The organism is Bacillus sp. FSL K6-2431 (assembly GCF_038005165.1).
GTDB lineage: Bacteria > Bacillota > Bacilli > Bacillales > Bacillaceae > Bacillus > Bacillus pumilus.
Genome location: NZ_JBBOSQ010000001.1, coordinates 3,349,313 through 3,363,122, shown reverse-complemented (window position 1 = coordinate 3,363,122; position 13,810 = coordinate 3,349,313). Strand labels below are relative to the sequence as shown.

The 13,810-nt window shown below is 42.7% G+C and carries 15 protein-coding genes and 1 riboswitch; of the genes, 3 read left to right on the top strand and 12 right to left on the bottom strand.

All coding sequences use genetic code 11. The features are described 5' to 3' along the window. Positions 1-29 precede the first annotated feature (29 nt). The 5 genes from queA to MHH40_RS16945 all read right to left on the bottom strand — a co-directional run bounded on the left by queA (position 30) and on the right by MHH40_RS16945 (position 3,556). A complete protein-coding gene (gene queA / locus MHH40_RS16965; RefSeq protein WP_050943664.1) occupies positions 30-1,058 on the bottom strand; it encodes a tRNA preQ1(34) S-adenosylmethionine ribosyltransferase-isomerase QueA in 1,029 nt (342 codons plus the stop codon). A gap of 34 nt (positions 1,059-1,092) precedes the next feature. Next, positions 1,093-1,293: a DUF2905 domain-containing protein gene (locus MHH40_RS16960; protein WP_003216361.1), complete on the bottom strand. Its 201-nt coding sequence runs from the start codon at positions 1,291-1,293 to the stop codon at positions 1,093-1,095. Next, a complete protein-coding gene (ruvB, locus tag MHH40_RS16955; RefSeq protein ID WP_050943663.1) occupies positions 1,286-2,290 on the bottom strand; it encodes a Holliday junction branch migration DNA helicase RuvB in 1,005 nt (334 codons plus the stop codon). Before ruvB ends, MHH40_RS16960 begins: the two co-directional genes overlap by 8 nt. Before the next feature lie 11 nt (positions 2,291-2,301). Beyond that, positions 2,302-2,907, bottom strand: a complete 606-nt coding sequence (ruvA, locus tag MHH40_RS16950) for a Holliday junction branch migration protein RuvA (protein ID WP_044140019.1) — start codon at positions 2,905-2,907, stop codon at positions 2,302-2,304. Between the two features lie 148 nt (positions 2,908-3,055). Beyond that, complete coding sequence (locus tag MHH40_RS16945) at positions 3,056-3,556, bottom strand: intercompartmental signaling factor BofC (RefSeq protein WP_170966011.1); 501 nt, start codon at positions 3,554-3,556, stop codon at positions 3,056-3,058. 238 nt (positions 3,557-3,794) lie between these two features. Here MHH40_RS16945 and MHH40_RS16940 point away from each other — a divergent pair, with 238 nt between their 5' ends. Beyond that, positions 3,795-4,439, top strand: coding sequence for a serine/threonine protein kinase (locus MHH40_RS16940; RefSeq protein ID WP_050943662.1), 645 nt, complete (start codon positions 3,795-3,797; stop codon positions 4,437-4,439). Between the two features lie 33 nt (positions 4,440-4,472). Here the strand turns inward: MHH40_RS16940 and MHH40_RS16935 are convergent, their stop codons facing one another. Continuing rightward, on the bottom strand, positions 4,473-4,655 hold the full coding sequence (locus MHH40_RS16935; RefSeq protein ID WP_003216799.1) for a hypothetical protein: 183 nt from the start codon (positions 4,653-4,655) through the stop codon (positions 4,473-4,475). Between the two features lie 192 nt (positions 4,656-4,847). Here MHH40_RS16935 and MHH40_RS16930 point away from each other — a divergent pair, with 192 nt between their 5' ends. Beyond that, positions 4,848-4,994 (top strand): hypothetical protein, encoded by a 147-nt coding sequence (locus MHH40_RS16930; protein ID WP_003216600.1) that lies wholly within the window; start codon positions 4,848-4,850, stop codon positions 4,992-4,994. Between the two features lie 35 nt (positions 4,995-5,029). Here MHH40_RS16930 and thiC read toward each other — a convergent pair whose 3' ends face one another. After that, positions 5,030-6,790, bottom strand: coding sequence for a phosphomethylpyrimidine synthase ThiC (thiC, locus tag MHH40_RS16925; RefSeq protein WP_050943661.1), 1,761 nt, complete (start codon positions 6,788-6,790; stop codon positions 5,030-5,032). A 127-nt stretch (positions 6,791-6,917) separates the two neighbouring features. Beyond that, positions 6,918-7,026, bottom strand: a riboswitch (TPP riboswitch). A gap of 237 nt (positions 7,027-7,263) precedes the next feature. Here thiC and MHH40_RS16920 point away from each other — a divergent pair. Next, positions 7,264-7,902 carry a LysE family translocator gene (locus tag MHH40_RS16920; protein ID WP_050943660.1) on the top strand — a complete coding sequence of 213 codons (639 nt, stop codon included), beginning with the start codon at positions 7,264-7,266 and terminating at the stop codon, positions 7,900-7,902. A 40-nt stretch (positions 7,903-7,942) separates the two neighbouring features. Here the strand turns inward: MHH40_RS16920 and MHH40_RS16915 are convergent, their stop codons facing one another. From MHH40_RS16915 to nadB, 5 genes are all read right to left on the bottom strand, one after another. Next, complete coding sequence (locus MHH40_RS16915) at positions 7,943-8,560, bottom strand: YhcN/YlaJ family sporulation lipoprotein (protein WP_003216228.1); 618 nt, start codon at positions 8,558-8,560, stop codon at positions 7,943-7,945. A 323-nt stretch (positions 8,561-8,883) separates the two neighbouring features. After that, a complete protein-coding gene (gene safA / locus MHH40_RS16910; RefSeq protein WP_050943659.1) occupies positions 8,884-10,119 on the bottom strand; it encodes a SafA/ExsA family spore coat assembly protein in 1,236 nt (411 codons plus the stop codon). A gap of 131 nt (positions 10,120-10,250) precedes the next feature. Continuing rightward, positions 10,251-11,360, bottom strand: coding sequence for a quinolinate synthase NadA (gene nadA / locus MHH40_RS16905; RefSeq protein ID WP_050943658.1), 1,110 nt, complete (start codon positions 11,358-11,360; stop codon positions 10,251-10,253). Beyond that, a complete protein-coding gene (gene nadC, locus MHH40_RS16900; RefSeq protein ID WP_003216390.1) occupies positions 11,347-12,210 on the bottom strand; it encodes a carboxylating nicotinate-nucleotide diphosphorylase in 864 nt (287 codons plus the stop codon). Before nadC ends, nadA begins: the two co-directional genes overlap by 14 nt. After that, positions 12,192-13,766 carry an L-aspartate oxidase gene (gene nadB, locus MHH40_RS16895; RefSeq protein ID WP_050943657.1) on the bottom strand — a complete coding sequence of 525 codons (1,575 nt, stop codon included), beginning with the start codon at positions 13,764-13,766 and terminating at the stop codon, positions 12,192-12,194. Before nadB ends, nadC begins: the two co-directional genes overlap by 19 nt. Between the last annotated feature and the right edge of the window lie 44 nt (positions 13,767-13,810).

The following is a 13,810-nucleotide window of genomic DNA, read 5'->3' as shown; positions in this document are numbered from 1 at the left end:
ATGAGCCCTCCTGTCTTTGTTGTATGATGTTATTGAATCAGCATGGCATCGCCAAAGCTGAAGAAACGGTATTCCTCTTTTACAGCCTCATTGTACGCTTTTAGGACATGCTCTCGTCCAGCTAATGCGCTGACAAGCATGATTAACGAGGATTTTGGCAGATGGAAATTCGTGATCATGCCATCAATTGCCTTGAATGTGTAGCCGGGGTAAATAAAGATTGACGTCCAGCCGCTTGACGCTTTGAATTCACCGTCATGCGCACTTGCAATGGTTTCTAGCGTTCTCGTTGACGTTGTCCCCACTGAAATAATCCGCCCGCCTTCTTTGCGAACGCGATTAAGCTCTGCCGCTGTTTCTTCATTCATTTCGTAAAATTCCGCGTGCATTTCGTGTTCTTCAATACGATCTGCACTGACCGGACGAAAAGTACCAAGCCCCACGTGCAGTGTAATGAATGCGATGTGCACACCCTTTGCTTTCAGCGCATCCAGCAGTTCGTTTGTAAAGTGAAGACCAGCAGTTGGAGCAGCAGCGGAGCCGACCTCTTTCGAATACACCGTTTGATAGCGTTCACGATCGTCAAGCTGCTCTTTAATATAAGGAGGCAGCGGCATTTCACCAAGGGATTCAAGTACTTCATAAAAAATGCCGGTATACTGAAACTCAACTTTTCTGCCGCCATGATCTAATTCTTCTGTACATACCGCTTGAAGCCTTCCATCACCAAATGTGATCACTGTTCCTTTTTTCACCCGTTTGGCTGGCTTTACAAGTGTCTCCCATTTGTCGCCTTCCTCTTGTTTTAAGAGAAGAAGTTCAACTTTTGCACCTGTATCCTCTTTCATTCCAAACAAACGTGCCGGCAGAACGCGCGTATTATTTAAAACGAGACAATCACCCGTTTGAAAATAATCGGTGATTTGTGAGAATGTATCGTGTTTGATTGCACCCGTTTGTTTATTTAAGACCATCAGTCTTGATGCGTCTCGTTTTTCAAGCGGTACTTGTGCAATCAATCTTTCTGGTAAATCAAAATCAAATAGTTCTAACTTCATTTCCTTCACCTATTCTGTAGTTAACTAGTTAACGTTATTTCATCCGTCCAAAGATATTCAGTAATATGGTTAGCACGATGCTAATGACAATGCATGTGATCACAGGAAAAAAGAATGTCACATTTCCTTTTTTCACAAAAATATCACCTGGAAGCTTACCAACCAATTGAAAACCTAATCCTGCGGCAAAAAGGACACCACCTAAAATCATCAATATTTTAGGGAATTCAGTCACGAATCGGAACCTCCATTTGAAAATGTTCATACGCTTCTCTTGTGACGACCCGTCCTCTTGGTGTTCTTTGCAGGAAACCAATTTGCAGTAAATACGGTTCGTACACATCTTCAATCGTATGTGATTCTTCTCCAATTGTCGCTGAGATCGTATCAAGCCCAACAGGCCCGCCTCTAAATTTTTCAATCATACTTAAAAGCAGCTTATGGTCGATATGATCAAGACCAAGCTTGTCGACTTGAAGGCGCTCAAGGGCATCTTCTGCAATGTCCTCGGTAATCGCGTGATTCCCAAGCACCTGCGCAAAATCTCTTACTCTTCTGAGTAGACGATTGGCAACCCTCGGCGTACCGCGGGAACGTCTTGCGATCTCTTCGGCTGAGCGAAGATCGATCCCAATCTCGAACAGCTCTGCTGTTCTTGAAACAATGTGAGCCAAATCTCTTTGCTCATAGTATTCCAATCTTGCATGTACTCCAAACCTGTCACGAAGCGGCGCTGTTAAAAGCCCGACACGGGTCGTGGCACCTACAAGTGTAAATGGCGGTAAATCAAGCCGTACAGAGCGCGCTGTATCTCCTTTGCCAATGACGATATCTAAACAAAAATCCTCCATTGCTGGATAAAGCACTTCCTCAATTGAGCGCTGCAAGCGATGAATTTCATCTATAAACAACACATCACCTGGCTCAAGAGAAGTCAAGATCGCCGCCAAATCGCCAGGACGTTCAATCGCTGGTCCAGATGTTGTCCGCAGCTGAACATTCATTTCATTGGCAATAATCGACGCGAGCGTTGTTTTCCCGAGTCCGGGCGGTCCGTATAAAAGGACATGATCGAGTGTTTCCTGCCTCATCCGGGCAGCTTCAATAAACACGCTGAGGTTATCCTTTACTTTTTGCTGACCGATATATTGGCTAAGTGTCTGTGGCCGCAGACTTTGCTCAATGGCTGATTCATGGTTGTCTGCTTCAGTTGAGACGAGCCGTTCATCCATGAGACATCACCCTATTTCAACATTTTTTGTAAAGCTTTTTTCACATATTGATCGGTTGTGAGATTCTTTTCTTCTTTTAACAATGGAAGAACCTTTTTAATTTCGCGATCACCGTATCCGAGAACACTTAAGGCTTCAAGCGCTTCGTCTAATGCCGTTTGCTGCGTTTCGACCTGAATATGGTCCTCGTGATTAAATAGATTGCCAATCATTTCAGGCACAACATCAGCTAGCTTTCCTTTTAGGTCGAGAATGATTTGGCGAGCTGTCTTTTTGCCAACACCAGGGAATTTAATCAGGAACGCTTCATCTTCACGTTCTATCGCTGAAATGACAGCGCCAGGATCTCCTGAAGCAAGAATCGCTAGAGCCCCCTTCGGCCCAATCCCTGTGACATTTAACAGTTTTGTGAACAGCGCTTTTTCTTCTCGTGTTTGAAATCCATATAACGAAAAAGCGTCTTCCTTTATGTAATGATACGTATAAATCGTTTCTTGTTTATTGATTTGATAGATAAACGGGTTTGGGCTATAGACTTGATATCCCACTCCGCCGTTTTCTATGACAACATATTGCGGGCACACATAATCAATGGTCCCTTTTACAAACTCTATCACCGTTTTCACCTCTTTGACTGTTCTTCATTGTAACATAAATCGAGAAGAAAACCGCAATAAAAGTTAACATACGTTCGCTCAATGCATTTTTACGATGACACCACGAAAAACAGCTTGCGGCCTTCACACCAGCAAGCTGTTATACGCTTTAAAACGATATTTCATTTCGGTAAGGCTTCATGACTTCAAGCACATGCTCAAATTCATCCTTTGTTCGAAAAGGAATGCCTTGCTCAAGCTGCTCCTCCACATGACTTTCTAAACGGGACGTATCAATTTGAAAAAAGAGATGAATGGGCTCCGCCCAGCCGTCAGGCCTTCCATGAAACGTAGAAATCACACCGTCCTCTGATAATCCGATATATCCATTTGCTTTACTTAATGGAGAGATATCATCAATTTGCTTTCTAAAAAGCGCAAAATCCTCTTTCTGCTCTACTAGCGTCCAGCCTTTATACTGCGACCAGAATGTGTCTTTGTCTTCTAATGATGCCCGGTGTCTTTCAATACTCACATCTCCGTCTAGATAAACTTTTTCAAGCTGTACGGTGATCGAGTTTGACTGCTTTTGCAAGTGTTCTTTTCCTTCCATATCCGTAGCGAAAAAAAGCACACTTGTCATGATAAGTCCTGTAACGAAACATTTCATCTTCACTTTCACTATTTACACCTCTTTAAAACATGAGATCGATGCATGACATATGTAGTTTGACCCATTTTTCTAAACATTAACCAAATCGATGACATGAATATATGGGAAGAGTCTTTCGTTGTATCCTTCATTCGTAAATGGTATGTTTTATACAATCCATTGCTTTATCGAATGCTCGGTTTTTTCATCATTCGTTTTTCAGCCGCATAAACTGAAACCAAAGAAGGTGAAGTCAATGTCAGAAGTCAAAAGATTAGCCGAATCGATTCAGTATCATGAGGATAAACGTCTTCATAAGCTTGCCTTTAAACCGGCAGAGCTTGAGCTGTGCGGCAAAGGAAGAAGTGCCTATGTCTTTTCATACAAAAAAAACGGCAAGAAAATGGCGTTAAAAGTCTTTTTCCCTTCTTATCAGCATATTGCCCGCAAGGAAGCCGCCATTTATGAAAAACTTTCTGGTTCGTCTTACTACCCTGAGATTTATGAATCTGGGGATCAGTATATTTTAATGGAATATATTAAAGGATATACATTCTATGAATGCCTCACAAAGGGGATTCCTATTAAAAAACAAATGATTGAACAAGTCGATGATGCGCTAGAAGAAGCACGCGAGAAAGGATTGAACCCTTCTGATATCCACCTAAGGAATCTGATCTTAACGAAGGAAGGACAGGTCAGGGTCATCGACGTTGCCCGTTTCACACAAACAAAAGCATGCCACCAATGGGATGACTTAAAAGCCGCTTACGCTTATTATCAAAAACCTTTCTTCCCGAAAAAAGCACCGCGTCTTTGGCTTGAAGTGATTGCTTATTTGTATAAAAAGAACTGGCTGTCTCGCGGCCAGCTTAATAATCGGAATGATTTCTCTGCATAATGAAAGCCGCTCTCACTGAGCGGCTTTTCTGTGTCAATCTGTTTCAACATGGATGCTATTCACATTTAATAAGTTAATGATTTCATTATTCAGCTTAAACCAATGATTGGCTTCTTCAATTTTCTTATACACATCATAGGTAGCTGGACGTTTTAGCTCGAAATCAAGCACTTCCCCATTGTTCATATGAAATGTTACCTTAAATACTTTCATCATAAGATCACCTTCCACTCTCTCTTGTTAGCTGGCCAAATAGATCGGCTCTTTTCATTCATTCTCTACTCAACTCGTTTCCCCTCCTTCTTTCCTTTCAAACACAAAAAGTTTAAATTTTGTTTAAATTCAAACAATATCTCTATCCCTCTTCTTTGCAAAGAAGTATATTATTTTAAAAAGGAGGTTTTCTTTATGAAACGGAAAAAGAAACGAACATCCCCAGAAAGACAAACAGTCGTGTTTCATTTAACAGATGCCCTCATTCCGAGTCTGGACATGATAGGGGTTGCATTAAAGGCATTTTTCCACCTCTTAAGAAAAGCCTTATCCGCGATCTGATAAAACCCCGCACAACATGCGTGCGAGGTTCTTTTTTAGGATGAATATATTTGACTTCCTTGGCTGATAAACTCCTTCGCCTTCTTCTCCATCTCTTTTTTTACTTCTTCTGATTGATTGCGAATATCATGGGAAATTTTCATGCTGCAAAACTTCGGCCCGCACATTGAGCAAAAATGAGCAGTCTTAGCGCCTTCGGCAGGCAATGTTTCATCATGGAACGCCATCGCTCTTTCTGGATCAAGTGACAGGTTGAATTGGTCCCGCCATCTAAATTCAAACCTTGCTTTCGATAAAGCATCATCGCGCTTTTGAGCAGCAGGATGTCCTTTTGCTAGATCAGCAGCATGTGCAGCAATTTTATAGGCGATCACACCTTCTCTTACATCTTCTTTGTTCGGCAGCCCTAAATGCTCTTTTGGCGTCACATAGCATAGCATCGCTGTTCCATACCAGCCGATCATAGCTGCGCCGATGGCAGATGTAATATGATCATATCCCGGAGCAATATCTGTTGTAAGAGGTCCTAATGTATAAAATGGTGCCTCTTTGCAAATCTCCATTTGTTTGTCTACATTCTCTTTGATTTTATCCATTGGAACATGCCCAGGTCCTTCAATCATCACCTGAACATCATGTTTCCAAGCGATCTCTGTCAATTCACCTAACGTTTCCAGCTCTGCAAACTGCGCTTCATCATTGGCATCAGCTATTGATCCTGGTCTAAGCCCATCTCCAAGTGAAAAGGCAATATCATACGTTTTCATAATCTCACAAATATCTTCGAAGTGGGTATAAAGGAAATTCTCTTGATGATGAGCAAGACACCATCTTGCCATAATGGCACCGCCTCTTGAAACAATTCCGGTTACCCGATCGACTGTCAGCGGAATATACCTTAATCGCACACCCGCATGTATCGTGAAGTAGTCTACTCCTTGCTCTGCTTGTTCAATTAACGTGTCTCTGTACACGTCCCACGTCAAATCTTCTGCCACGCCATTCACCTTTTCAAGCGCCTGATAAATGGGAACGGTGCCTACTGGGACTGGGCAATTGCGTATGATCCATTCTCTCGTTGTATGAATGTCCTTTCCTGTAGACAGATCCATCATAGTGTCTGCACCCCATCTGATTGCCCAAGTCATTTTTTCAACTTCTTCATCAATGGATGATGTCACAGCTGAATTGCCAATGTTCGCATTGATTTTGACATGAAAATGCCTTCCGATAATCATCGGTTCACTTTCAGGATGGTTAATATTCGCTGGAATGACGGCTCTTCCGCTGGCTACTTCCTCTCTCACGAACTCAGGACTTAGCCCTTCTCTTAACGCGATGAACTCCATTTCAGGCGTCACAATACCTTTTTTTGCATAATGCATTTGCGTCACACAGGCACCTTGTTTTGCGCGAAGCGGCTCATGATGAAAATCAGTAAGAACATGCTGATGTGACGATTTCTCTTTGGAGCGATATCCGTTATCTTCAGGTTTTACATGACGTCCTTCATAACTTTCTGTATCCCCTCTTTCTTCGATCCATGCCGCTCTCAGACGATGAAGCCCCTTTGTAACATCGATATGGGCACGCTCATCGGTGTAAGGTCCACTCGTATCGTACACACGAATCGGTTCATTTTGAATGTTTCCTGCCTGCGTCACCGTTTGTGAGAGGGCAATCTCTCTTTTTGGCACTAAAATGTCAGGTCTTGACCCTTTCTCATACACCTTTCGGCTGCCATCAAAGCTTGATAATAACGATTGAGTTGTTAGGGTATTTTTCTTTTCTTTCATTTGCTGTTCTCTCCTTCTCTTCTTGTCACCGGACAGGATGGAATCAGCACCAGCAAAAAAAACAGGCTCTATGAACAGAACCTGGTTTCGTCGTTAGAAATAAACATGAATCTCATTTATAAGACACATGTATCATCTTCAACTTCCCCACGCTGGTACGAGCCAGATCAGGTCCAAAGGGTTAAGAAGCATACACTTCTCTCTCAGCCCAGCCGCGGGCACCCCTAGTCACATTTATTCATTTCCACAACAGTGTAGCATAGAGATGCCACGAAAAAAAGGAGTTTTAGGAAAATAGTTCCTTTTCACTACAAAAGAGATAAAGCCAGCTTGATATACACCTTTATATACATCATCCTCCTCAAACATTTAGATAAAATCTGAAATAATCATTGATCCTTTTCTCCTATTATGTATAATTAATCTAAACGGAGAATTTTTATACAGACTTTTTTAAAGGAAGTTCTAGTCGATTGCAAACATTTCTCACATTTATCGTCATAGGATTCTCAATTGCTCTACCAGTTGGAGCGATCACGGTTGAAATGACAAAACAAGGATTAAAAAACGGCTTCTTTCATGGTTTAACTGTAGGAGCAGGCGGCATGACCATTGATCTCTTACTAATCATGGCTTTGTATGCTGGATTTGCTCAGTTTTTATCACTGCCATTTGTCCAAATCCCGCTCTGGCTGATCGGAGCTATCTTCTTAATGATGCTCGCATACGATTCCATTAAACATGCGGATCAAGACATCCATTTAGCTGGCGAAAAAGTCAATAAATCTTTCGCAAAAACGTACAGAAACGGCTTGCTTGTCGCGGTGTCTCCTGGAAACCTTGTGTTCTGGGTTTCTGTATTCGGAGCTGTACTGGCAGATGCATATACAAAAACAGATTCATCTGAATTTATGCTGGCATCAGGCGGTATTTTGGCAGGGATTCTCCTTCTCCTTCATGACATCAGTCTTCTCACCCTTGTATCCTTAACAAGAAAAGTGATGAATCGAACGATGATCAAATGGACATCCATTATTGCTGGTATTTTATTACTTGGATTTGGCTGTTATTTCTTTTACGAATTCTATATAGGCATTAAGGTTTATTTTTAAGAAAAGGCTAAAGTTCTTGAGGAACTTTAGCCTTTTTTACTTATCGAGTCATGCCTGTTTGACCTGTTTCAAATTGTGTTCTTCTCATATCTCTAAAGCGTGTGAAAGCTCCCTCGTCTTTAATGACTTGGACAGCTCTTCCATCCGCATAACGAGTCGCTGCTTCTTCCACTTGTGATACGCCCTCTGACGTCAGACGTCCATCTGATTTAATGGCAATATACACATTTTCATCTGTTACCATCACCTGTGAGTCTGCAACGTGGTTCATTTTATTGACGCGATTGGCAATTTTTCTTGAACGCTGCACATTCTCTTGTTTATCGTAGCCAGAGAACGACATTTGGTTATGATAGTTCATATCTCCATGACTGTAGCGTCCGTCACCACCTGCGAGAGGCGTTCGATCATCTGCTTGAGGGCGGGTGCGATAATCAACATTCGTTGTATTCCCACCGTTCATTCCCTCCATGAGTTCAGAAACTGGCCCTTGATGATCTTGGTTATTGTCATCCGCACGGTTATTCGAATGATATCCGACTGGCTGACCTGATTGATTATGACGTGTATCTACACCTGCATTGTCATTTGTACCACATGCCGTTAACCCAATAGGAAGAAGCACTAATGCGATCGTTTTTTGCCATTTTTGTCTCAAACGAAAAACCCCCTGTACAAATTCAATCTCATGAGCGCGAAACAGGCTCTGTTTTAGCATGTACAGTTTGGGGAAAAATCAAGCTGTCAGTTATAAACAAAAAAAGGAACGATTGAGATCGTTCCCTCCAGTTTGCTAAAATGATCTTTATTTTAGCCCTTTTTCTTCTTTTCAGCGTGATAGAAAACCTTTGCAGTCTAGGAAGGGTGAGCACAGGAGCGGAGCGAATTTGACATTCGTGAGCACCGGAGCACAGCCCTGACAAAGAATGCGAGGGTTTGTCTACACGCTGAAAGGAACGATTGAGATCGCTCCTTCTGTTATTACTCTTCTCCGTCTTCCTCTGGTCTTGCAAAAACAGATTGACCTGGATATGGCTGCATATAAGGCTGAGCTGGATAAGCCCCCATTTGGCCATAAGGTACAGGATTCGGGTAATGTCCTGGCCATGGCTGATGCTGCTTCATGCCATCATCACATCCGCAGTCTTCCTTGCCATAAGCTTCATTTGAAACATTTGGATAAAAGCCTTGATTCACGTTCGCATTGACATTTGCGTTGGCATTGGCATTTGGATGCATATGGTGGTGCCAGTGATGCCCATCGTTTGCATGATGTTCATAATGTTCTCCATAATAAGCTGGCGCTTGATACGCAGGATAATACGGCTGCGCTGGGTATGGATATGGCATCATGTGATGGTGATAATATGGCTGGACAGGATAGCAAAGACCTGACCCTGGTAAAATTGGCGATGCTGGCACCATTTGCTGCGGATATGGATACATTGCCGGCATGTAATGACCATGACCATAATAAGGATCATATGCGTCATGATGCTGGTGATGGTGATGATGTTCCTTATTCTCAGCCATTCCCCCTACCGCTGCGCCTCCTACATTCGGCATTTGCGGGAAATTAGGAAGGTTTGGGTAATTGCTGTGCTCCATATCTTTTCCCTCCTCCTTTTGATGCGGAATATGAATAAACGGATCATACCCCTTTGCCACTTCATCTTTTAAATGACCTTTATTTTCATGATGGAAATGGTCCTTGTTGTCTTTATGCTCCTTATTCTCATAATGAACATGATCTTTATGATCCTTTTTGTCATGAACATGATCTTTCTTTTCATGAACGTGATCTTTTTTCTCATGATGTTCTTTTTTGGGAGGAGGCGTGAATGGCTGGTAGAGATTGGTCTGATAATAATTCACATCGACTTGTGGAAAAGCTGGCTGCTCGATCTTTGGCACTGGCGGTACATAAGGTACAGGTTCGTTTGGCTTTTCTTTCGGCTTCGTATCTTGCACTTGCACGACATCTTTTGGCTTTTCTTTCACATACGGATGTTCTTTCGGCTTTGGCATTTCTTTTGCTTTCTGATGATCTGTTTTTACAGGAACACCACTAGATGGAATCTTGATCTTCATACCCGGCATGATCAAATCTGGGTTACTGAGCTGTGAATTTAGTTTTTTCAATTCTTGAAAGTCGACTCCGTATTTCTTTGAAATTTTCCAAAGGGAGTCTCCTTTTTGCACAATATGAATTTTCAACGTTTTCCCCTCCTATGCAAAACGTGAACGTAACGGTTATGTCAGAAGTACAATATGTTTCACCATAAATTTATGCCTATTTACAAGCCGATATGATAAAAACTTGTTTTCTGATAGGAGGGGCTGATTCATTATTTAATGGCGAGCATTTTATTCAGTGCAAGTAAAGCGTCTTTTGTCGTGTCTTCATTGACTTGAATCAAACCGACCGGATCACCTTTCTCTATGCTTTCTAGTGACCATAACAAATGAGGGAGATCGATCCGATTCATCGTCAAACATGGACACATATCCGGATTGAGGGATTCGATTTGTTTATCTGGATGCTGATCTATGATTCGCTTGACCAAATTCATCTCTGTTCCAATCGCCCACTTGCTTCCTGCTGCTGCTTCCTTGATCGTATCAATAATAAATTTCGTTGAACCGGCAAGATCAGAAGCCGTGACGACTTCATGCGTGCACTCTGGATGGACAAGAATTTGAATGTCACGGTCTCTTTTTCTCGTTTCTTCAATATTCCGCACCGTAAATTTCTCATGGACAGAGCAATGGCCTTTCCATAAAATCATCTTGATGCGGGAAAGAGGCTGATCGGTGATGAGCCTTTCTTCTATTTGATCCCAGACAGCCATTTCTTCAAGTGAAATGCCTAAATCAAAGGCCGTATTACGCCCTAAATGCTGATCAGGGAGAAACAGAATGCGCTCTTTTTGTGTGAGCGCCCACTCCAGCACTTTTTTAGCGTTTGATGATGTCACAGTAGCCCCGCCATGCTTTCCGACAAATGCTTTAATATCAGCTGTTGAGTTGACATACGTAAGTGGAAGAATTGTCTCCCCAAACAGATTAGTGAGCTGCTCCCATGCTCTATCCGTTTGTTTCATGTTTGCCATATCTGCCATTGAACAGCCTGCTCTCATATCTGGCAATAGAACCTTTTGATTCTTGTTTGACAGCATATCTGCCGTTTCAGCCATGAAGTGAACACCGCAGAACACAATGTACTCCGCTTCCTTGTTGTCCGCGGCTATTTGTGCGAGCTGCAATGAATCTCCTGTTGCATCTGCGAATTGGATGACTTCATCCTTTTGATAATGATGCCCCGGTATAAAAAGCTTTGATCCAAAGGCTCGTTTAATGTCTAATACACGCTGCTTCATCTCATCAACAGAGCGGTGTTTATATTCTTCTGGCATCATGGCTGCATGTTGATTCGCGAGTACATTAAGCAGTGACATGAGTGGTTCCCCCTTTATGACTGAATTCCATATTCATACTAAAATCAAATGCTGGGGCAGAATGTGTCAGAAAACCGAGTGAAATAAGGTCGACACCTGTCCCTCTGTAACTTGGCAATGTCTCTAGCGTGATGCCTCCTGAAGCCTCAGTCAGAATTGTCTCCGGCGTCATTTGTTTAAAACGTTTTACTTCGTCCGGAGAGCAGTTGTCAAACATGATGACATCGGCCTTTGCATCTATGGCTTCCTTTAGCTGCGTTTCTGATTCAATTTCCACTTCAATTTTCACCATATGACCGGCATATGCTCTTGCTTTCTCTACTGCTTCACGAATAGAGCCGCATGCGGCGATATGATTATCTTTAATCATTACCCCATCTGATAAGCCGAAGCGATGATTCTTTCCCCCACCTGTCTTCACAGCGTATTTCTCTAACATACGCAAGCCGGGCGTCGTTTTTCTCGTATCACAAATCGTAATCGACGGGTCCGCTAATCGCTGCACTGCTTCATGTGTTAAAGTGGCGATACCTGTCATGCGCTGCAAGACATTTAAAATGACCCGTTCTCCTTTTAATAAGTCGCTGACTGGTCCCTTTATTTTCGCCAGCACTGCCCCTGAATGAATCCAATCACCTTCTTCAAAGAACAACTCAGTCTGAATCTGTTCATTCAGCAGGCGGTACCCTATGTCAATGACTTGAGAACCTGCCAATACACCCGATTGTTTTGCGATGATATAGGCTGTTCCTTTCTTTTCTCCAAAAATGCCATCAGCTGATACATCTCCAAAACCAATATCTTCTGTGAAAAAATGAGTCAGCATTTGTTTTAACTGTAAACGTTCCATTTGGCACCGATCCTTTCATTTTTCATCATGTGAATGTGGCCTTTTTCATGGACAATTTGCACGCCCCGCCATAATGCATCATTCCGATTTGGATAATCCAATCGATAATGACCGCCTCTACTTTCTGTACGAAGTAATGCAGACTTCACAAGACAAATCGCTAATGTCCATTGATTGCTTAATTCGATCTGTTCACTTGTGATATCCTTCACATTCATTTGCTGATAAGGGACTTGCTGTAATGTTTGCAGTAAGGTCTTTAGCCCTTTTTCGTCTCTTACAATTGCGGCATATGTCGTCATCCATTGTCTCAACTGATTCTCTGAAATCTCTGGCACGGACCATATTTCCTGAATTGAGAAAGAGGGGATTGTTTTTTTCTGTTTAGGTACTTGTTCAATTCTCCGTGCCGCTTTGTTTCCTAAAACGAGACCTTCCAAGAGAGAATTACTCGCCAATCGGTTCGCTCCGTGTAAGCCTGTACAGGCCGCTTCTCCGATAGCAAAAAGAGATGGAACCGTCGTTTCTCCATATTCATTCACGCAGATTCCGCCCATTAAAAAATGCATACCAGGGGAAACTGGGAGCCTGCCGCTTGCTATATCGACACCTGCACGCTCACACATTGCAGCAATGGCTGGAAAACGAACTGAGAAATGTGGAATTTCGCTGATATTGAGATACAGATCATGACCTAATTGCTGTTCATGAAAAATAGCTCTAGCGACAATATCTCTAGGCGCTAAATCAGCTTGTGGGTGAATGCCTTTCATGATCCTCCTGCCTGTTTCATCTTCTAAATAGGCTCCCTCTCCTCGGACTGCCTCTGAAACGAGACCGACTGCTTTTCCAGCGATCGTCAAGAGGGTGGGATGGAATTGAACAAATTCGAGATCAGCTAATTGTGCTCCGGCTCGATAAGCCATCATCAGTCCGTCTCCTGTTACAGAAGGGTCATTTGTGTTTGTTTCATATAGGGAGCCGCAGCCGCCCGTGGATAAAACAACGGCATCTGCGGTCATGGTATGTACGCGATCTTTCTCATCTTTCCAGACCACTCCTATGCAGGTTCCTTCGTGAACGAGCAGATCAACGACATGGGAATTTTCATATAAATGAATATGTGAGCCAAGCTGATTTTTTAAATACTGCACGAGGGTTTTACCTGTTTGGTCTCCTCCTGCATGCAAAATGCGATGAGTCGTATGCGCCCCCTCTTTACCTAATTGCGGCACGCCCGTCTCCGTTTGATCAAATGGACAGCCTTCTTCTACGAGCTGCTCCACCATATGCTTTCCAAGACGTACGATCTCTTGTACCGCCCTTTCATCATTGTGATCACAGCCGGCGGCTAATGTGTCTTGTACATGCTGATGAACAGAATCCTGTGCTGAAAAGGCAGCAGCGATTCCTCCTTGTGCAAGCATGGAATTACTAGAGGAAAATTGTTTTTTTGTCATCATGATGACTTCGCAGCTTGCTGAAATGGTTTTTGCAAAGGAAAGCGCTGCAATGCCTGATCCCACCACAATGATTTTTTTGATTGATGACACCATCGCCCCTCCTGTCATTTACACCTGTCTTGACACATATCATTACA

Coding starts and splice junctions, on each gene's coding strand:
- queA (WP_050943664.1), bottom strand. CDS start 1,058: ATGAAGTTAGAACTATTTGATTTTGATTTACCAGAAAGATTGATTGCA.
- ruvB (WP_050943663.1), bottom strand. CDS start 2,290: ATGGATGAACGGCTCGTCTCAACTGAAGCAGACAACCATGAATCAGCC.
- MHH40_RS16945 (WP_170966011.1), bottom strand. CDS start 3,556: ATGAAATGTTTCGTTACAGGACTTATCATGACAAGTGTGCTTTTTTTC.
- MHH40_RS16940 (WP_050943662.1), top strand. CDS start 3,795: ATGTCAGAAGTCAAAAGATTAGCCGAATCGATTCAGTATCATGAGGAT.
- MHH40_RS16935 (WP_003216799.1), bottom strand. CDS start 4,655: ATGATGAAAGTATTTAAGGTAACATTTCATATGAACAATGGGGAAGTG.
- MHH40_RS16930 (WP_003216600.1), top strand. CDS start 4,848: ATGAAACGGAAAAAGAAACGAACATCCCCAGAAAGACAAACAGTCGTG.
- thiC (WP_050943661.1), bottom strand. CDS start 6,790: ATGAAAGAAAAGAAAAATACCCTAACAACTCAATCGTTATTATCAAGC.
- nadA (WP_050943658.1), bottom strand. CDS start 11,360: ATGTCACTGCTTAATGTACTCGCGAATCAACATGCAGCCATGATGCCA.
- nadC (WP_003216390.1), bottom strand. CDS start 12,210: ATGGAACGTTTACAGTTAAAACAAATGCTGACTCATTTTTTCACAGAA.
- nadB (WP_050943657.1), bottom strand. CDS start 13,766: ATGGTGTCATCAATCAAAAAAATCATTGTGGTGGGATCAGGCATTGCA.